Consider the following 19,341-nt stretch of genomic DNA (forward strand, 5'->3'; position numbering starts at 1 on the left):
AGACTCAAAATTAATAAATTAGCTATTTAGCTTTAATTCGTTTTTACTGTCAATCAATACTTCAATGAACTCATAATACTACCACCAAAAAGTAATAGTAATCGTTAAAAATTAAGGACTCGAACCTCAAAAGTAATTTCTTAATTACTCAGCTTCCCAGCTTTTCTATTTCATAATTTTTTGAGAACTTTAACGCTTTAAGCGTTAGCGGCTGCAAATATATAACCTTTATTTAAACTAACAAGAATAAATTTCAAGTTTTTTATTTTTATTTTTTAGAGCCTTACAAGATACAAACTATATATCTAATAAACCAAAAAAAATAACCCTCTCAATGAACATAGCTTCTCTCTCAAAGCGGATGCAAATATACTCCCCTTTTTGTTCCTAAAACAAACTTTTTTACAAGTTTATTTAATAATTTCTTCATATTAAATTTAAACTACAGTAAATCAGAAGAATATATACAAATAAAATTATAAAAAATGTCTTATTTAACTATACTTAATTATTTTTTTACCTTTAAATAAAAACATGAATTACCCTTGGCACTTATATTTAATGGGATTTATATACATCATAGCTGGAATAAATCATTTTATAAAACCTAAAATTTATCTAAGAATAATGCCTAGGTACTTACCTAAACATCAATTATTAGTTTATGCAAGTGGAGCTTTAGAAGTTATTTTTGGTGTTGGAGTTTGCATCTCTATTACTAAAGAGATTGCTATTTATGGCATAATTACATTACTAGTATTATTTTTCTCTGTTCATTTTTACATGTTGAGCTCTAAAAAAGCTTCAGCTGGATTACCAAAATGGTTACTTATAATAAGAATTCCATTACAGTTTGTACTTATATATTGGGCTTATTATTATTTAGCATTATAATATGAAAGAAGTACAACTAAAATTACCACAGTCTACTATTATATATTATGAAGATTTTTATTCTAGAGAAAAAGCAGATGCTCTTTATGCTGCCCTGAAAGAAAAAATTACTTGGAAACACGAACAAGTAAAAGTGTTTGGCAAATTATATTGGCAGCCCAGATTAACTTCTTTTTATGCTGATAACTCAAATACATACACCTACTCTTCTTTAAAACTAACTCCTCTACCCTTTTTTGAAGAATTATTATCTGTTAAAAACGATATTCAGAATAAAGTTGACTCAAAATTTACTTCTTGTTTAGCTAATTTGTATCGTGATGGAAAAGACAGTAATGGTTGGCATGCTGACGACGAGAAAGAACTAGGCAAAAATCCTGAGATAGCATCATTGAGTTTAGGCCAAAATAGATATTTTAAATTTAGACATAAAAATAACCCTCAACTTAAAGAGAAAATACTATTGAAACACGGAAGCTTACTACTTATGAAAGGAGAAACACAGCATTTTTGGCAGCATCAAGTTCCTAAAACCCAAATGAAGATAGATGAGCGCATTAATTTAACTTTTAGAACACTTCTTTAAGTTATATTATGAATACTTAACAAAGAAAATATCAAGTTTTAGCGATTGTTTAAGACCCAATTTAATCATCTAACAATAACTTTGTGAAAAAAGTAATTATGATTTCATTAGAATCTAAAGGAAAAACTATTTACACAATTGCAGAAGGAAAACTTGACAAAGATGATTACAAGCAATTAATACCTTTTTTAGAAAGAAAAATTGATTATGAAGATAATTTAAACTGGTATTTTGAAATGAAAAATTTTAATGGATGGACTTCTAAAGCAATTTGGAATGATATTCAGCTTGATATTGAATATAGCAATCATCTTAAAAAAATAGCTATGGTTGGAGATCAAGAATGGGAAAAATGGTTATCTAAACTAATTAAACCATTTAACTTGGCAGAAATTAAATATTTTAGTAATCAGCAGAAAAAAGAAGCTCAAAATTGGGTAGAAGAATAATGAATAAATTTAACGATAGACAAATAGATAGAATTATAGAAATGGCTTGGGAAGATAGAACTCCCTTTGAAGCTATTGAATTTCAATTTAATATTTCTGAAAGTGAAGTAATTAAACTGATGCAAAAACAACTAAAACCTTCTAGTTTTAGAATGTGGCGCAAAAGAGTACAAGGCAGAAAAACAAAACACTTAAAATTAAGAGCTAGCGGGGTAAATACCTTTAAATGTTCTAGACAAAAGCATATTACTCACAACTCTATCTCTAAACGCTAAGCAAAAATATCATTTAGTACAGTTGCTAAACGTATACCTCCTTTTTGAAGCTGTGTTCTTACTTGGCTAAACCAAGTGTACATATAGCTATAATACAAACTGTTATTTTCTTCTACAGATTGATACACTTTTTGTGCTAAAATTTGAGAATCTCTAGCCCAATCTACAACACTTCCCTGCTTAATTGCTTTAATTTCTTTTTTTGAAAGCTCTTCTTGATTTATTGCTAAATCTGAATAACTCATATCAAAAGACTCTATCATTTCTGAATCCCAAACGCGGTGTAAATTAGATTTCTTATTAAACCATTTTACTTCAATTGCATTGCCTCCTTTATCTTCAGCTCTACCCACATGAAGAGGCTGGTGTAAATCACCAATAAGATGTACCAACATTTTCAAGTAAAACTGTTTATCTTCTCTAGAGGTTTTGTCTTCTTTTAATTTTGAGACACATTCTTCAATTGCCCAAATTAAATTTTCTCCTAATTCATCTTTTACCTCTTCATAAGTCTTATTAGAAGGTATGTTTACATAATGCCAACGACTAAATTTTTTGTATGCAGGATCACTTTTTATATCATCTCCAAAATTAGATATTAATGCCAACGACTCTCCATCTAGCAATTTTTCAATTTTTCTTATCGTTTTCTTCTTCAAATAGCCTTCTGCAATTTTGGCGGTAGTTCTATGTCCATTCTTTCCCCAATCTCCTTCATTATCTGCATAAATAGTTCCGTTAAAACTTAATAAGACAATAAAAAATATTATTCTCAAATTCATATTCTTTTTTTTAGAAATTCGAAAATATAAAAGTTCTTTCGTTTTTCAATTAAAATACTGTAATTAAACAATTAATTTGATTAGATTCATGTTATTACAAATTCATAAAAGTTATAACAATTATTAATTCATTTTTCTATGAAGTACTTTTTAATAAGCATTAGTTTTTTTTCATTTCTCTTTCTTCAAGCTCAAGAAAAATTTATAGCAAATGATATTAGAATAAACAAATATATAGAAGGCACGCTATTAGCACCCAAACAACAAACAGTACCTTTAGCTATTATTATTAATGGTGCTGGACCTATAGATAGAGACGGAAACCAAAGAATGATGGAGAATAATTCTATTAAAAAATTGGCCGAAAGTTTATCTAAAAAGGGAATTGCTACATTTAGGTACGATAAAAGAACTTTAAAAGCTACAAAACTAAATATAAAAGAAAAAGATATGCGCTTTGATGATTTTATTGAAGATGCTAACTCTGTTATAAATAGGTTTAAACCCATACCTAATTTTAATAAAATTTACATTATTGGTCATAATCAAGGTTCTTTAGTGGGTATGGTTGCTGCCCAAAACAATGTAGATGGTTTTATTAGTATTGGCGGAGCAGGGCAACCTTTAGATAGTGTAATAATAAAACAAATAGGAGCACAAATGCCAGGTTTAAAAGAAAATGCTGTATCTGCATTTAAAGATTTAAGAGAAAAAGGAAAAGTTAAAAATTATAGTCCTGCATTAGAAACTATTTTTAAAAAAGAAGTGCAACCATTTATGTTGTCTTGGATAAAATACAATCCGCAAGTAGAATTAAAAAAACTACACATACCTACTCTTATTATAAATGGAGATAATGATTTTCAAGTAAATACAGAAGAAGCAAAAAAATTAAAAGCTGCAAAGCCAGATTCTAAACTAGTTATTATAGAAAATATGAACTATATATTTAATATTATAGATAAAAACGACGATATTGCCAACCAAAAATCTTATAACGAAACTCACCATCAAATTTCAACAGAATTGATAGAAGAGATTTCTAACTTTATTTTAAACAAAGAGTAAATAAATTATGAGCTACAAGATTGTATTTTCTGATATAGACGGAACTTTATTAAACAGCAATAGAGAACTTTCTGAAAGAACAATAAAAACTATCAAACAAATTAAAGATGAAATACCTGTAGTATTAATTTCTGCAAGAATGCCTTCAGCAATGAGACATCTTCAAAAACAATTAGGTATAGAAAACCAACCATACATATGTTATAACGGTGGTTATGTTATAATAGATGATAAACCTGTAAGCTCTACCGCAATACCATTAGCTACAATTAAAGAACTAGCAAAATTTAACGAAGAAAGAAACGTACATTTTAGTCTCTATAATGCAGATGAGTGGCACGTACCTGGTTATGACTATTGGGCTAAAAGAGAAGAGAGAAATACAAAAGTTACCCCAACTATTACTCATATTAATGAGGTTATGGCAGATTGGGAAAAGAAAGAATTAGGCGCTCATAAAATTATGTGTATGGGTGAAGAAGAAAAAATTGAAGAGCTTTTTCAGCATTTAAACAAAAATTATAGCGATCGTTTACATATTTACCGCTCAAAATCTACTTATATAGAGATAGCCAACAAGCAAATTTCTAAACTAACCGCTATAAAATATCTTTTAGATAATCATTTTAATTTATCTATTGAAGAAACTGTTGCATTTGGAGATAATTATAATGATGTAGAAATGATTGGTGGTGTAGGTATGGGTGTTGCAGTTGCTAATGCTAGAGAAGAAACTAAAAAAGTTGCTAAAAAAATTACAGATGCAAGTATAGAAGATGGTGTTGCTAAAAGCATTGAAGAACTTTTCTTAAAATAAAATTTACAAGCTATTATGGATGAAACCCCGTTTTTTAATAACGATGCAATAGTTTTTGGTATATTAATGCTGCTCTTGGGAGCAGTTTTTTATACCTCTTCTCGTAAAACAGGATTTTGGGCAAAATTTTACAAGATTGTACCAGCACTATTAATGTGCTATTTGTTACCAGCTATCTTAAATTCTTTAGGTATTATAGATTCTGAAAACTCTCAACTATACTATGTAGCTAGTCGGTTTTTATTACCAGCATCTTTAGTATTAATGACATTAAGTGTAGATTTAAAAGCAATATTTAATCTTGGGCCTAAAGCTTTAATAATGTTTTTTACAGGTACTATTGGTATTGTAATTGGCGGGCCATTGGCTATTTTATTAATTTCTACCATATCTCCAGAAACAGTTGGTGGTATTGGTCCAGATGCTACTTGGCGAGGTTTAGCTACTCTAGCAGGAAGTTGGATTGGTGGCGGAGCCAACCAAGCTGCAATGCTAGAAATATTTGAATACAACCCTGAAAAATATGGAGGGATGGTTTTTGTAGATATTGTAGTAGCAAATTTATGGATGGCTATAATTTTACTAGGTATAGGAAGAACAAAAGCTATTGATAAATGGTTTAACGCAGATGCATCTGCCATTACAGAACTTAAAAACAAAGTTGAGCACTATACTAAAAGTATTACAAAAAATCCAAGTTTAACAGATTATATGGTTATGCTTTCTATAGCAATGGGAGCTGTTGGTATTGCTCATTTTGGAGCAGATAACATATCTACTTTTTTAACTTCTAACTTTGAAATTTTTAACGATAAAACTTCTGCATTTTCTTCTTTCACCTCTACTTTTTTCTGGATGATAAGTATTGCTACTGTAATTGGTATTCTATTATCATTTACCAAAGCAAAAAAATATGAAGGTGCTGGTGCCAGTAAAATTGGAAGTGTATTTATTTATATACTTGTAGCTACTATTGGTATGAAAATGGATTTAACCATGATTTTCGACGATCCAGGGCTTATTGCCATAGGTTTAGTCTGGATGTCTATACACGCTATTTTATTAATTCTAGTTGCAAAACTTATAAAAGCACCTTTCTTTTTCTTAGCAGTAGGGAGCCAAGCAAATGTTGGTGGTGCTGCTTCTGCTCCAGTAGTAGCTGCTGCATTTCACCCTAGTTTAGCAACAGTTGGTGTACTACTTGCCGTGATGGGTTATGTAGTAGGTACCTGGTCTGCTTATGCTTGCGCTATTTTAATGCAAATAGCCTCTGGAAGTTAGTTATTGTTTAAAAAAATAAGATATTTGCACCTCTATTTTAATTCTATGAAAAAGTTTATTTTACTTGGTTTAATTACCACATTTATTATTTCTTGCTCTAATAAAGAAGCTAATTTTAGGCTATCTGGAACTATAGACGGGCTTAAAAAAGGAACACTGTATTTACAAAAAATAGACGATACTCTTGTAGTAGATATTGATTCTATACAGATAAACGGTGACTCAAATTACTTATTAGAAGCAAACATTGAAGAACCACAAATCTTATTTTTATATTTAGATAAAGTAGATGGTGAAAAAAATGATGACATTATTGATTTTTTTGCTGAAAAAGGAGAAATGACCATTAATACAGAACTCAAAAATTTCACATCTGCTGCCAAAGTTATTGGTTCTAAAAACCATGAAAAACTTACAGAATATCGAAGCATGTTAAAACGCTTCAATAATCAAAACTTAGATTTAATTAAAGAAAATTTTGAAGCTCAGAAAGAAAATGATGAAGAAAAAATTATAGCTATTAATAAGAAGTATGAAAATACTTTAAAAAGAAAATATCTATACACTGTAAATTTTGCTATAAATCATAAAAAATATGAAATAGCACCTTACATTATGCTTACAGAAGTTTTTGATGCTAATACAAAATACTTAGATACAGTCTATAATTCTTTAGACAAGAAAGTACAAAAATCTCTTTACGGAAAAGAAATGAAAAATTATATTAAAGAAAGAAAGAAGCTAGAAAAACTGGAAGAGAAAGTAGAAGCTAAAAATTAAATAAAACCAACAAATAAAAAAAAGCGGAATTTTTAAATTCCGCTTTTTTTGTGCTATTAAAGTTCATTTAATCTTGTAACCAAATCGTTTGCTTTAACCTCTAGCTCTTTACTTATATTTTTAAAGTGAGCACCAGGATTTTCAACGTTCTTTTTGTTTATTTCAACAATTAAATTGTCAAATGAAGAAATTGCATCTTCTACAATTTGATCTGATTTAGAGTGATCTTCATCTGGATTTACCACTTGATGAATGTATGCAGCTTCAATAATATCGCCCATAACATAATTTAGATCACGCTTTAATGTTTTTACGCTTGCCATAATTTATAATTTAATGGCGCAAAAGTAATCTAAAATCAAATAGTGACCTCTAATAAAGTAGATTTATTTGAACTTAATTTTATCTTATTAAAGCAAGCAGGCACTAAAAGTGTTTCTCCTACCTTTAAGGTTTCTTCAAAACCTTCTACAGATACGGTTGTTATGCCTTCAATATTCATATAAATCACAAAACTATCTGTGGTTGAGTAGTCTAAGTTTAATTCTGTAGATAATTTTATTTCTTTAGTTTTAAAATATTGATTTTCTACTAAAGATGTTTTTTGGTTTTCTTTAGAGGTATAATTTATTTTATATTCTTGGTTTTCTTTAAAGTCTATTGCTTTTTTTGCTTCTTCTGTATGTAAATCTCGTTTGTTACCTAGTTTATCTTTTCTATTATAGTCGTAAACTCTATAGGTAATATCTGAGGTTTGTTGTATTTCGGCCAGCACAACTCCTTTGCCAATGGCATGTATTAAACCTGGTTTGATAAAAAAAGTATCTCCTGCTGTTACAGTTTCAAAATTTAAAATAGATTCTATAGAATCATTTTGAAGAGATTTATTATAATCGTCTACAGTAACACCATCATTAAAACCTACAATAATTCCGCAGTTATCGTCTGCTTGCATAATGTACCACATCTCTGTTTTACCAAAAGAATTATGTCTTTGTTTAGCTAATTTATCGTCTGGATGAAGTTGAACTGAAAGATTTTCTTTAGCATCGATAAATTTTATTAATAACGGAAAGTTATTTCCAAACTGTTTGTAGATAGATTTACCTACTAATTTGTCTTTAAAATTAGTGATTAAATTTTTAAGAGTTTCTCCTTGTAAATCTCCATTAGCAACTACAGATAGATTTTCTTCTATATCACTAATTTCCCAACTTTCACCAATAATAGAGCTATCAGATTTTTTATTGAGTAAGGTTTTAAGTTTTGCCCCTCCCCAAATTTTTTCTTTTAAAATAGGGCTAAATTTTAAAGGGTACAGTTTTTTATTTTTCATTATTAATTACCCCTTGTAGGTTACAAAATTTCTTGGAGTTTCGTAAAGTGTAACTTCTAGAGAAAGGTTAGAATTTATTTCTGTTCTTAATTTATTCCAAATTACTATAGAAATATTTTCTGCTGTAGGGTTTAAGTTTTTAAACTCATCTACTTCTACATTTAAGTTTTTATGATCTAATAACTTTTCTACTTTTTCATAAATTAAATCTCTAAGCAGCTTCATATCCATCACAAAACCTGTTTCTTTATCTACTGTACCAGTTACAGAAACTATAAGCTCGTAATTATGACCGTGATAATTTGGGTTACTGCATTTACCAAATACTAATTTATTCTTCTCATTACTCCATTCTTTTTTAAATAAACGGTGTGCTGCATTAAAATGAGCTTTTCTACTTACAGTTACCTCTCCCATTACTTTATAGAATTGTAATGTTTTTTAAAAATTATTTTAAACCAAGCGGTATAATTATCTGGGTTTTCTTCTAAGTCTTTTTGTATATTTTCTAGGCTCATCCATTTCCAAGCGGCAACCTCTTCTGGATTAATATTAGGTTCACCATTGTAATTACCTATTAAAATATAATCGTATTCATGCTCTGTAAGGCCGTTATCAAATGGAGCTTTATAGATAAATGAAATGGTTTCTTCAAGATCTGTAGTAAAACCCATTTCTTCCATTAAACGTCTTTTACCTGCAGCAATATTGGTTTCACCTTCTCTTTGGTGGCTACAGCAGGTGTTTGTCCATAAACCTGGAGAATGATATTTAGATAATGCCCTTTGTTGTAGCATTACTTCTTTTTTATCATTATATACAAATACAGAAAATGCACGATGTAGAAGTGCTTTTTCATGGGCTTCGATTTTTTCCATCAAGCCTATTTGCTCATCATTTTCATTAACTAGAATAACTTGTTCTTTCATAGATTTCAAATCTACAAAATCCAATATAATTTTCTAGCTTAAAAAATTCTTTTATCTCCTTTTAATTTTAAAACAAAAGCTCCTTTAAAACCTTTAGCTAGTACTTTTTCTTTGTAAAGCTCTGCTTCATTACGTGTTTTAAAAGTACCTGTATAGTAACGTGTGTAGCCTTCATTAACGTATTTGTAGTAATAAACGTTATCTAACTTATCAAAAGTCATTATTTTTCTACTGATTTTGAAGGCTCCTATTTGTACTGTAAAAACTTCTTCTGAAGAATTAAAATCATAAATTGAATTTCCAGAGCTTGCTACAGAAGTTTGTTCTGCTTGAGTCACCTCATCAAAACCGTTTTGTTTAGCAATAGAACTTCTAACCTCTTCTGGAGTCTGATTTTCATTTAGTATTATAAATTCTGATCTTCTATTTAAAGCGTGTTCTTCTTCTGTACAATCTACTCCATCATCACAATGGTTTATTAATTGAGTTTCTCCATAACCTTTACCGGTAACTCTATTGGAAGCTATACCGTTATCTATTAAATATTTAGCAGTTGCTTTAGCTCTCCTGTCGGATAGGTCTAAGTTGTATTGATCTTTCCCTCTACTATCTGAGTGTGAGCGAATATCAATTTTCATACTAGGATATTTTTTTAATACAGAAAGTACTTTTTGAAGTTCTACCTCAGCATCATCTCTAATATTCGTTTTATCTAAATCAAAGTATATAGGATCTAGCTGTAATAAATCACTCAAATCATCACCTAAACCTGCTTTTTCTATCCCTAAGCTTTCTCCTTCTTCTATTTTTACAGGAAGTTGAAAATTCTTTTCAAACTCAGATCCTGCTTCTAACATTTCTTCTGTTGTTTCAAACTCATCTTTTGAAACTCTAATTATATATTGCGTATCACAATCTAATGTAAACTCATAAAAACCTTCTTTATCTGTTACTGTAGAATCTAATTTTTCTAGATTTTCATCTAACAATTCTACGGTTACCCCCTCTATAACTTCGCCTGTACTAGCTTCTGTTATTTTACCATCTACATATTGTTGGCAAGAGGTAATTAGGTCTTCAATTTGTATACTTTCATAAATATCATCTTCTCCAACTCCACCTTCTCTATTAGATGCAAAAAATCCTTTTTTTAATTCGTTATTAATAATAAAGCTAAAATCATCTTTAGAGCTATTTACAGGTCTTCCTAAGTTAAATACCTCTCCATATTCTCCGTCATCTCCTATTACAGAAACAAAAACATCTAAGCCTCCCAAACCAATATGGCCATTAGAAGAAAAAAAGAGTTCGTTATCTTGACTTATAAAAGGGAAATTTTCTTTTCCTTCGGTATTAATGTTCTCTCCTAAATTTACAGGAATTCCGTAAGTATCATCTTCTAAAATATCTACTACAAAAATATCTGACATCCCTAAAGTACCTGGCATATCTGAAGAGAAATACAGCTTTGTTTCATCTTGGTTAAGTGCTGGGTGAGCAATAGAATAATTATCACTTGAAAAAGGAAGCTCTACAGGCTCAGACCAATCTGACTCTAAATCTTCTCTTGTAGATTTATATATTTTCAAGAAATTTATACCTTCTTCACTTTTGCCGTATTTTTTATTATTATAATTATTTCTTGTAAAATAAATAGTTAAACCATCTTTTGAAAAAGTTGCAGAAGATTCATGAAATTTAGAGTTTATAACTTTAGGTAAAATTACAGGACTACTAATAATTTTTTCTTCTTCATCTAATTTTACCTGATAAAGATCTAAATAAGGCTGTTTATTCCACTCATGTACTCTTTTTACCGTAGATCCGCTTTCTCTATTTGTTGCAAATACTAATTGATTAAGATAAATGGTTGGTGAAAAGTCGGAAAGAGATGAGTTAATATCTACTTGTTCTAATGAAAATCTACCTGATTGTAATTCTATTAATTCTAAATAATTTCTTTCTCCTCTTAATAGTTTTACTCTAGAATCTGTGCCTTTCTTTTTTTCAAATTCAAGCATAATTTTATCAGACTCTTTATATTTTTGATTTCCTTTTAGTGCCATTGCATATCTAAAAAGATAATCTTCTTCTAAATCTCCGTTTTTTAATTTATAAAGTTCATCATACCATTTTTCAGAATTTGGTAGATCTCCATTAAAATAATACGAGTCACCTAATTTTTTAAATAGGTTTTCAGATTTATAGCCTGCTTCTGCTACTTCTAAATAAACTTCTCTAGCATCTATAAATGCATACCTATCAAACATTTTATCTGCTTCTGCAAGCTTATCTTCTTGAGCAAATACAGGTTGACAGAAAAAAACTATTAATAGTGTAAATTTTATGATAGAGGTATAAGAAAATTTCATGTGGTATTATTGTTAAAAGAATCTTGGGGTAACCATTTTATTATAACTTTTGAATAAATCAAATCTAAGAAAAGCTTCAAAACTACCTCCGCTATACTCGCTAAATTCTGTAGTATCTGCATCGTACGCCACTCCTAGCATAAGTGAGTCTGTAAATTGAAAACCTACTAACCCACTAACTGCAGAGCTCCATCTGTAAGCTGCTCCTACAGTAAATTTTTCATAAAATAAAAAGTTAGCAGATAAATCTACTTGTAAAGGTGTACCTGTTACTAATTTGGTTAAGATAGCTGGTTTAAATTTCACATCATTTGAAACATCAAACACATAGCCTGAGCTTAAATAAAACCCCATTCTTTCTTTAGCTACAGATTCACTAGCATTAGAAGAATCGTCAAAATGTTTTGTTTCTAGTAGATTGGGTACACTTAAACCTACATAGTATTCATCTGTATATAACATTAGACCCAAGCCTACTTGCGGAGATATTTTATTATCTATATTACTTGCTTGAAAATTTGGATCTGTAATATCGTATATGTTTAAGCTATTGTAATCTATGTCTAATAAATGAGCTCCAGCTTTTAGTCCAAAATTTAATTTTGTGTCATAAGATAATTCTAAGCTATAACTAAAATTTGCATCTACATAAGTTTCTTTAGCTGGACCAATTTTATCATTTATAATATTTAAACCCACACCCATTTTTTCATTTATTGGTGTATGCCCACTTAAGGTTTGGGTTGTAGGAGCTCCATCTACCCCAACCCATTGTGATCTATGTAATAAAACTGCGCTAAACATATCTCTAGAACCTGCATACGCTGGGTTTATACTCAACGTATTATACATATATTGCGTATACTGTGCATCTTGTTGAGCAAAAACAATTTGCGCAACAAAAAAACAAAGAGAAATGAATATTAAATTTTTATAATTTTTAATCATTAAACAATATTAGTTTAATTTATATATAAGTAACCTTCTTTTTTCATTGTTTCACCGCTATTAGAGTTTACCTCTAATATGTAAAAATATGTTCCCGCAGGTAATTTAGACTCTTTTTTTATGGTCACTCTTCCTTCACTATAACCTCTAAAATACTTATTATCTTGCCCATAACCTGACACGTCAAACACCTTAGTTCCCCAACGGTTAAAGATAATTAATTTATTATCAGGGAAGTTTTCTATACCTTCAATTATTAAATAATCATTTTGACCATCATCGTTAGGACTTATTGCATTAAAAACTTTTAAGTCATTTGGTGTTAATTCATCTATATAATATCCGTCAATTTCATAATAATCCATATTCCCCGCAACAGTAGTATTAGTTGGATTGGTTCCTTCTGATTGTACTACATCACTAAATGCTGGTATATTATTTATTAAAACATAACTTGTAACATCACCTAAAGGAACACCCGTTGACCAGTTACCATTTATATCTGTTGAAACTGTTTGTGTTAAACCTAATTGATCTGAAACTTCTACATCTATATTAGCTAAATCTATTTCTCCTACATCTTGTGTACTATTACCGTTAGTGTCAAAATACACATGTCCATTTAAAGTACTTATTGCATATTCTGGACTAAAGAAACCATCGAATTCAAAGTTTGAAGATGTTTGTGTTACTTGCGTTACGGTTGGGTCTGTCCCTTCGGTTTGAATATAAACAGATGGGAAATCTGGGTCTGTTTCATCTATATCTGATGTGGTTTGACCTGATATTACATTAGCAAACCAATCACCATTTACATCTGATGTTAATGTTTGATTACCCCCTAAGAAATCTGTTATTACAATATCAACATTTGCTAAATCTGGCTCTGTATTATCTTGAACTCCATTTCCGTTAGCGTCTATATACATATGTCCGCTTAATTCCCCTAACTCACTTAAAGGAACTTCGTAACCATCTACTTCAGAAAATATATTTCCTGCAATAACATTTGTAACGGTAGGGTTAGTTCCCTCGGTTTGTACAGCACCAATTATAAAATCTACATCTGTTTCATCTACAAGTGATGTTGTATTTCCCTCTGGAACGGTAGATTTCCAATCTCCATTTACATCTGTAACGACATTAATAGTACTTCCTACAGATAATGTTATTGCTACAGATACATTTGGTAAATCTGGCTCTCCACTATCTTGCGTTGCATTTCCATTAGCATCATAATATAAATGACCATTGATATCTCCTGTACCTAAATTTAAATTTGTGTAACCATCAAATTCTTGTGTAGAAGATCCGCTGGTTACATTAGTAGTTGTAGGGTTAGTCCCTTCTGTTTGCGTTGCTCCTACAGGGAAATTAGCTGCAGTTTCATCTATTAAAGAGGTTGTGTTTCCTGTTGGCACACTTATAATCCAATCTCCATTAGTATCTGAAATTAAATTATAAGTACCTCCAAAACTATCTGTTATTAACACCGGAATATTAGCTAAGTCTGGCTCGCCTATATCTTGGGTAGAGTTACCATTAGTATCATAATATATATGTCCAGATAACTCTCCTACTTCTAAATTTGGATTATAGAAACCGTCTATTTCTGAGTTAGCAGCACCTACAACCACATTAATTATAGTTGGATTTGTCCCCTCTGTTTGTGTGACACCTGTAGGAAAATCTGGATCTGTTAAATCTATAGTTGTAGTAGTAGACCCTTCAGTAACTAATAAAGACCAATCTCCTGAATTATCTGTAGAAACAATTATAGTAAATCCTAGACTTGTATAAATAGACACGTCTATATTTGCTAAATCAGGCTCACCACTATCTTGAGTAGCATTTCCGTTAAAATCATAATATAAATGACCAGATACAACTGCTGTATTGACACTCGTATTAGAAAAACCGTCAATTTCTGAAGTTGTAGTACCTCCTGCTAAACCATGACTTGTAGGGTTGGTTCCTTGTGTTTGTGTAGCTCCTGTAGGAAAATCTGGATCTGTAACATCTACTAAAGAAGTTGTAGAACCTTCTGGTACAGTTATAGCCCAATCTCCATTTGCATCTGTTACTACAATTACAGAAATACCAAGAGAGTTTACAATTTCAACATCTATGTTTGGTAAATCAGGCTCACCTACATCTTGGGTACTATTACTATTTGTATCATAATACACATGGCCTGATAAATTTGAAGTTGTTAATTTATTATTTACAAAACCATCAATTTCTTGAGCAGGTGTTGAGTTTATTACATTAGAAACAGTTGGGTTAGTACCTTCTGTTTGCACAGACCCTGTAGGAAAATCTGGATCTGTAACATCTACTAATGATGTAGTAGAACCTTCTGGCAATGTAACAGACCAATCACCATTAGCATCTGTAGTTAACACTTGCGTACCTCCAAATGAATCTGTAATCTGCACATCAACGTTTGGTAAGTTTGGCTCTCCCGTATCTTGGGTATTATTACTATTAGTATCATAATAAAGGTGACCAGACAAATCTCCTGTTTGAAAATTGGAATTATAAAAACCATCTGGAGTTTCTACATTAGTAGAACCAGAAACCACATTAGTAGTTGTTGGATCTGTCCCTTCTGTTTGAATATAACCCGTAGGGTAATCAGGATCTGTAATGTCTATTACAGAGACAGTGTTTCCTTCTGGAACCACTACAGACCAATCACCATTAATATCTGTTGTTACTATTACCGAAAGATTTAATACATCTGTAATTAACACATCTAAGTTTGGTATATTTGCTTCAGCAGCATCTTGTGTACCATTACCATTATAATCATAATAAATATGACCTGATAATGTTGCTGTTTTTACGGTATCTAAATAAAATCCATCTGTTTCTGATAGAGTTCCAGAAGCACTTAAAACAAATGTGGTTGGATTGGTTCCTTCTGTTTGTGTTGCACCTATAGGGAAATCTGGATCTGTTTCATCTACCTCTGTTACAGTAGTACCCTCTGGCAATTGTACAGACCAATTTCCATTAGCATCTGTCACTACAGTTATACTGTAACCTAAAGAGGTTAAAATATCAACATCTACATTTGGTAAATTTGGCTCTGTTGTATCTTGAGTTCCGTTGCCGTTTGTATCATAATACAAGTGTCCTGTATAGGTTACAAAAACTATATTAGAATTATAATAACCATCTATTTGCGAGTTATTACCACCTGTTACAACGTTTATAGTAGTTGGGTTGGTTCCTTCTGTTTGTGTAGATCCTATAGGGAAATCTGAATCTGTTTCATCTATTTGCGCTATGGTAGATCCTTCTGGTACAAGTGTTGACCAATCCCCATTTGCATCTGTAGAAACTGTTTGGGTACCTCCATTAACATCTGTTATTATAACATCTACGTTAGCTAAATCAGGTTCTCCTGCATCTTGAGTTCCGTTACCATTAATGTCATAATATAAATGACCTGATATTGTTGTTATAAGTATATTGCTTATATAAAAACCGTCATCACCTTCAACAAAAGTAGTACCAAATGCAACTGTACTTACAGTAGGGTCTGTACCTTCTGTTTGTGTAGCACCTGTTGGAAAATCTGTATCTGTTTCATCTATATTAGAAGTTGTAGTCCCTACAGGTACTATTGCAACCCAATCTCCATTATTATCTGTAGTTACGGTTGAATTTTGCCCTTGAGAGTTGGTTATTACCACATCTACATTTGGCATATTTGCATCTCCAGCATCTTGAGTTCCGTTGTTATTGTAATCAAAATACAAGTGTCCTGTTATATTGTTAGTACTAACATTAGATAAAGTAAACCCATCTACTTGAGAGTTACTTCCACCTGTCACGACATTTATAGTAGTAGGGTTGGTTCCTTCTGTCTGTGTTCCGCCAGTAATAAAATCTGGGTCTGTTTCATCAACTTCTACAACAGTAACACCTTCTGGTACTTGTGCAGACCAATTTCCGTTAATATCTGTATCTACAATAGAGATTCCTCCTATTGAGTTTGTAATTTCTACAGCTACATTTGGTAAATTTGGCTCTCCTGGATCTTGAGTACCATTTCCATTCACATCGTAATACACTTGACCAGTTATGGTGGTAATTATAATAGTAGGGTCATAAAATCCATCTACTTCTGTAGAAGTTACAGAAGAAGCTACAGAACTAACAGTTGGGTTTGTACCTTCTGTTTGAATTGCGCCTGTAGGAAAATCTGGATCTGTAACATCTATTAAAGATGAAACGCTATCTACTGGTACAGTAATACTCCAGTCACCATTAATATCAGTAACAATAGAGTGTATATTCCCTGCAATATCGGTAACATTCACAGTAACGTTAGGTAGATTAGGCTCACCTACATCTTGCGTTCCGTTTCCGTTAGTATCGTAATATAAATGCCCTGATAATAAACCTTCCGCATAAAACCCATCATGTTCTTCGCTTACAGAAACTCCAGTTTGTACAATTGTTGTTGTTGGGTTAGAACCTTGCGTTATATCATTAGGCATGTTAAAAATAAAATCTGGATCTGTTTGATCTATATTAGAAATTGTAGGACCAGAAGGAACCGTTGCTTGCCAATCTCCATTAGAATTTGTTACTACTATTGAAGTATTACCTAATGCGTCTGTAATAGCTACATCTACATTATCTAAGCCTGGCTCTCCTGTATCTTGCACTCCATTATTATTCACATCAAAATACAACCTACCAGACAAAATACCTACTTCATACCAACCATCATTTTCTGTAAATGTATTTTGATTAATAACCACTGTAGTTGAACTTGGATTAGTCCCTTCAGTCTGTGTAGCTCCTATAGGAAAATCTGGATCTGTAACATCTATCAATATAGAAGCACTACCTACTGGAACATTAGATGCAATCCAATCTCCATTAGCATCTGTAGACACCGTTTGCGGACTCCCAACCTGAGGTGTAATAGTCACATCTACATTTGGCATATCTGCCTCTCCTGCATCTTGGGTTCCATTACCATTTACATCAAAATATAAATGCCCAGAAAGCGAACCGCTCTCATAAAAACCATCATTTTCTGTAAATAAAATTTGTCCTGTTACAGCTATTTCTGTTGTTGGATTTGTACCCTCGGTTTGTGAGGCTCCAATAGGAAAATCTACATCTGTTACATCTACCTCTACAGAAGTATTCCCTGAAGGAACTAAAACACTCCAATCTCCATTTACATCTGTTACTACTGTATAAGAAGTATTCCCTAAAGCATCTGTTATTAATATAGAGATATTTGGCATATCTGGCTCTCCTGCATCTTGGGCACCGTTACCATTTTGATCATGGTAAACATGACCTAATAGCTCTCCCTCTTCATAAAAGCCATCATTCTCTGAAAAAACACTTTGATTTGCTAATACTAAAGTCACAGAAGGATCTGTCCCTTCTGTTTGAGTAGCACCTAAAGGAAAATCTGTATCTGTATTATCTATATCTATTTGCGCATTCCCTACAGCTACTTGAGCTTGCCAATCTCCATTTGCATCTGTAGCAACTAAATAAATAGCACCTTGACTATCTGTGATAGATACATCTACATTTGGCATATCTGGCTCTCCTACATCTTGGATTCCATTACCATTTACATCAAAGTACAAATGACCTGTTACTGTACCTGTAGTATAAAAACCATCATTTTCTGCTATTACAGTTTGCGCAATTAAAACGGTAGATGTTGTAGGATTAGTACCCTCTGTTTGAGTTGCTCCGGTAGGAAAATCTGGATCTGTTATATCTATATTACTAGTAGCACTACCTATTGGTATTTCTATAATCCAATCTCCATTAGCATCTGTGCTTACTATATACGTTTGCCCTTGACTATCTGTAATAGAAACATCCACATTAGGCATATCTGGTTCTGATGAATCTTGTGTACCATTACCATTATCATCAAAATATAAATGACCAGTTAAGATACCTTTTTCATAATAACCATCGTTATCTGTAAAATTATCTTGACCAGCTGTAATAGATACCGCAGAAGGATCTGACCCTTCTGTTTGAACAGACAAAGCCGGAAAATCGGGATCTAATTCATCTACATTCGCAATAGCTGTTAAAGCTGCTACGTTAGCCGTCCAATCTCCATTAGAGTTTGTAGAAACAGTTTGAACAATACCAAAAGCATCTGTTACCAAAACATCTACATTCGGCATATCTGGTTCTGAAGAGTCTTGAGTACCATTACCATTTTTATCAAAATACAAATGCCCTGATACATCTCCTTGGTAATAATATCCATCTGTACCACCATCATGACTTACCCCTATTATAGCTATAACAGTGTTAGGATCTACTCCATCTGTCTGCACTGCTCCTGGACCTAAATCACCTACATCGACATAAACTTCAACTAAACCAGCAGTTGTATAAATTTCCCAATCACCATTTGCATCTGTAGTTACCGCTTGCAATGCACCAGCGTTTACTTGATATATAATATCTATATTTGGCAATCCAGGCTCTCCTGACTCTTCAATCCCATTACCGTTCACGTCATGATACACATGGCCGTATATATGTGCCTGTGTTACACTTTGCGCAGAGGAGTTTATAGAATTCAAAAATCCCAACAAGCAAATAAATAAAATTTGAAAAGTAAATTTATCTTTCATTTTACCTATAAATCTAACAATTTATATATAAGTATTATGTGGGGGACATTTAGTCGTTAAATGTAAAGAAAAAAATTTAATATTAATTAACTTTTATCTATTCATATCAGAAAAGTTCTTAACAGTATTTTATGACAAATAAATTCACCTCTTAAAGTATTTAAGAAA

Annotated in this window: 16 protein-coding genes; 8 read left to right on the plus strand and 8 right to left on the minus strand. The window is 31.5% G+C overall.

Going from position 1 to position 19,341, the window contains the following annotated elements; genetic code table 11:
- The first annotated feature begins 561 nt into the window (after window positions 1–561).
- The 4 genes from BUC03_RS11965 (at window position 562) to BUC03_RS11980 (ending at window position 2,204) form a co-directional block, all read left to right on the plus strand.
- On the plus strand, window positions 562–894 hold the full coding sequence (locus tag BUC03_RS11965) for a DoxX family protein (protein WP_394333516.1): 333 nt from the start codon (window positions 562–564) through the stop codon (window positions 892–894).
- A 1-nt stretch (window position 895) separates the two neighbouring features.
- The gene (locus tag BUC03_RS11970) at window positions 896–1,480 is read left to right on the plus strand and encodes an alpha-ketoglutarate-dependent dioxygenase AlkB family protein (protein WP_073152344.1); all 585 of its coding nucleotides are present in this window, start codon (window positions 896–898) and stop codon (window positions 1,478–1,480) included.
- 98 nt (window positions 1,481–1,578) lie between these two features.
- Window positions 1,579–1,929 carry a SpoIIAA family protein gene (locus BUC03_RS11975; protein ID WP_073152347.1) on the plus strand — a complete coding sequence of 117 codons (351 nt, stop codon included), beginning with the start codon at window positions 1,579–1,581 and terminating at the stop codon, window positions 1,927–1,929.
- Window positions 1,929–2,204 (plus strand): TIGR03643 family protein, encoded by a 276-nt coding sequence (locus BUC03_RS11980; protein ID WP_073152349.1) that lies wholly within the window; start codon window positions 1,929–1,931, stop codon window positions 2,202–2,204. The genes BUC03_RS11975 and BUC03_RS11980 overlap by 1 nt, the downstream gene beginning before the upstream one ends.
- Here BUC03_RS11980 and BUC03_RS11985 read toward each other — a convergent pair.
- Complete coding sequence (locus BUC03_RS11985; protein ID WP_200799140.1) at window positions 2,201–2,986, minus strand: S1/P1 nuclease; 786 nt, start codon at window positions 2,984–2,986, stop codon at window positions 2,201–2,203. The genes BUC03_RS11980 and BUC03_RS11985 overlap by 4 nt on opposite strands.
- A gap of 138 nt (window positions 2,987–3,124) precedes the next feature.
- On the opposite strand from BUC03_RS11985, the gene BUC03_RS11990 reads away from it, so the two are divergent.
- The 4 genes from BUC03_RS11990 to BUC03_RS12005 are packed head-to-tail and all read left to right on the plus strand — an operon-like array spanning window position 3,125 to window position 6,932.
- Window positions 3,125–4,054 carry an alpha/beta hydrolase gene (locus BUC03_RS11990; RefSeq protein WP_073152352.1) on the plus strand — a complete coding sequence of 310 codons (930 nt, stop codon included), beginning with the start codon at window positions 3,125–3,127 and terminating at the stop codon, window positions 4,052–4,054.
- Between the two features lie 7 nt (window positions 4,055–4,061).
- Window positions 4,062–4,871 carry a Cof-type HAD-IIB family hydrolase gene (locus BUC03_RS11995; protein ID WP_073152355.1) on the plus strand — a complete coding sequence of 270 codons (810 nt, stop codon included), beginning with the start codon at window positions 4,062–4,064 and terminating at the stop codon, window positions 4,869–4,871.
- 15 nt (window positions 4,872–4,886) lie between these two features.
- Window positions 4,887–6,152: a DUF819 family protein gene (locus BUC03_RS12000; RefSeq protein WP_073152358.1), complete on the plus strand. Its 1,266-nt coding sequence runs from the start codon at window positions 4,887–4,889 to the stop codon at window positions 6,150–6,152.
- 45 nt (window positions 6,153–6,197) lie between these two features.
- On the plus strand, window positions 6,198–6,932 hold the full coding sequence (locus tag BUC03_RS12005; RefSeq protein WP_073152360.1) for a DUF4369 domain-containing protein: 735 nt from the start codon (window positions 6,198–6,200) through the stop codon (window positions 6,930–6,932).
- Window positions 6,933–6,988: 56 nt separating this feature from the next.
- On the opposite strand, the gene BUC03_RS12010 is transcribed toward BUC03_RS12005, so the two are convergent.
- From BUC03_RS12010 to BUC03_RS12040, 7 genes are read right to left on the minus strand one after another with little or no spacing between them, the layout of a single operon-like run.
- A complete protein-coding gene (locus BUC03_RS12010) occupies window positions 6,989–7,255 on the minus strand; it encodes a hypothetical protein (protein ID WP_073152363.1) in 267 nt (88 codons plus the stop codon).
- Window positions 7,256–7,290: 35 nt separating this feature from the next.
- On the minus strand, window positions 7,291–8,268 hold the full coding sequence (locus BUC03_RS12015) for a type I phosphomannose isomerase catalytic subunit (RefSeq protein ID WP_073152366.1): 978 nt from the start codon (window positions 8,266–8,268) through the stop codon (window positions 7,291–7,293).
- Window positions 8,269–8,274: 6 nt separating this feature from the next.
- Window positions 8,275–8,685 carry a 6-pyruvoyl trahydropterin synthase family protein gene (locus BUC03_RS12020; protein ID WP_073152368.1) on the minus strand — a complete coding sequence of 137 codons (411 nt, stop codon included), beginning with the start codon at window positions 8,683–8,685 and terminating at the stop codon, window positions 8,275–8,277.
- Window positions 8,685–9,197 carry an isopentenyl-diphosphate Delta-isomerase gene (gene idi, locus BUC03_RS12025; RefSeq protein ID WP_073152371.1) on the minus strand — a complete coding sequence of 171 codons (513 nt, stop codon included), beginning with the start codon at window positions 9,195–9,197 and terminating at the stop codon, window positions 8,685–8,687. The genes BUC03_RS12020 and idi overlap by 1 nt, the downstream gene beginning before the upstream one ends.
- A 38-nt stretch (window positions 9,198–9,235) precedes the next feature.
- Window positions 9,236–11,569 (minus strand): OmpA family protein, encoded by a 2,334-nt coding sequence (locus BUC03_RS12030; RefSeq protein ID WP_073152373.1) that lies wholly within the window; start codon window positions 11,567–11,569, stop codon window positions 9,236–9,238.
- A 12-nt stretch (window positions 11,570–11,581) separates the two neighbouring features.
- Window positions 11,582–12,517: a PorP/SprF family type IX secretion system membrane protein gene (locus BUC03_RS12035; RefSeq protein WP_073152376.1), complete on the minus strand. Its 936-nt coding sequence runs from the start codon at window positions 12,515–12,517 to the stop codon at window positions 11,582–11,584.
- Window positions 12,518–12,531: 14 nt separating this feature from the next.
- Window positions 12,532–19,173, minus strand: a complete 6,642-nt coding sequence (locus BUC03_RS12040; protein WP_073152379.1) for a T9SS type B sorting domain-containing protein — start codon at window positions 19,171–19,173, stop codon at window positions 12,532–12,534.
- Between the last annotated feature and the right edge of the window lie 168 nt (window positions 19,174–19,341).

The organism is Mesonia phycicola (assembly GCF_900141885.1).
GTDB classification, from domain to species: Bacteria; Bacteroidota; Bacteroidia; order Flavobacteriales; family Flavobacteriaceae; genus Mesonia; species Mesonia phycicola.

What these genes read in the sequence shown, in the direction of transcription:
- BUC03_RS11965 (WP_394333516.1), top strand. Translation starts at nt 562, where the DNA reads ATGGGATTTATATACATCATAGCTGGAATAAATCATTTTATAAAACCT.
- BUC03_RS11970 (WP_073152344.1), top strand. Translation starts at nt 896, where the DNA reads ATGAAAGAAGTACAACTAAAATTACCACAGTCTACTATTATATATTAT.
- BUC03_RS11975 (WP_073152347.1), top strand. Translation starts at nt 1,579, where the DNA reads ATGATTTCATTAGAATCTAAAGGAAAAACTATTTACACAATTGCAGAA.
- BUC03_RS11980 (WP_073152349.1), top strand. Translation starts at nt 1,929, where the DNA reads ATGAATAAATTTAACGATAGACAAATAGATAGAATTATAGAAATGGCT.
- BUC03_RS11985 (WP_200799140.1), bottom strand. Translation starts at nt 2,986, where the DNA reads ATGAATTTGAGAATAATATTTTTTATTGTCTTATTAAGTTTTAACGGA.
- BUC03_RS11990 (WP_073152352.1), top strand. Translation starts at nt 3,125, where the DNA reads ATGAAGTACTTTTTAATAAGCATTAGTTTTTTTTCATTTCTCTTTCTT.
- BUC03_RS11995 (WP_073152355.1), top strand. Translation starts at nt 4,062, where the DNA reads ATGAGCTACAAGATTGTATTTTCTGATATAGACGGAACTTTATTAAAC.
- BUC03_RS12000 (WP_073152358.1), top strand. Translation starts at nt 4,887, where the DNA reads ATGGATGAAACCCCGTTTTTTAATAACGATGCAATAGTTTTTGGTATA.
- BUC03_RS12005 (WP_073152360.1), top strand. Translation starts at nt 6,198, where the DNA reads ATGAAAAAGTTTATTTTACTTGGTTTAATTACCACATTTATTATTTCT.
- BUC03_RS12010 (WP_073152363.1), bottom strand. Translation starts at nt 7,255, where the DNA reads ATGGCAAGCGTAAAAACATTAAAGCGTGATCTAAATTATGTTATGGGC.
- BUC03_RS12015 (WP_073152366.1), bottom strand. Translation starts at nt 8,268, where the DNA reads ATGAAAAATAAAAAACTGTACCCTTTAAAATTTAGCCCTATTTTAAAA.
- BUC03_RS12020 (WP_073152368.1), bottom strand. Translation starts at nt 8,685, where the DNA reads ATGGGAGAGGTAACTGTAAGTAGAAAAGCTCATTTTAATGCAGCACAC.
- idi (WP_073152371.1), bottom strand. Translation starts at nt 9,197, where the DNA reads ATGAAAGAACAAGTTATTCTAGTTAATGAAAATGATGAGCAAATAGGC.
- BUC03_RS12030 (WP_073152373.1), bottom strand. Translation starts at nt 11,569, where the DNA reads ATGAAATTTTCTTATACCTCTATCATAAAATTTACACTATTAATAGTT.
- BUC03_RS12035 (WP_073152376.1), bottom strand. Translation starts at nt 12,517, where the DNA reads ATGATTAAAAATTATAAAAATTTAATATTCATTTCTCTTTGTTTTTTT.
- BUC03_RS12040 (WP_073152379.1), bottom strand. Translation starts at nt 19,173, where the DNA reads ATGAAAGATAAATTTACTTTTCAAATTTTATTTATTTGCTTGTTGGGA.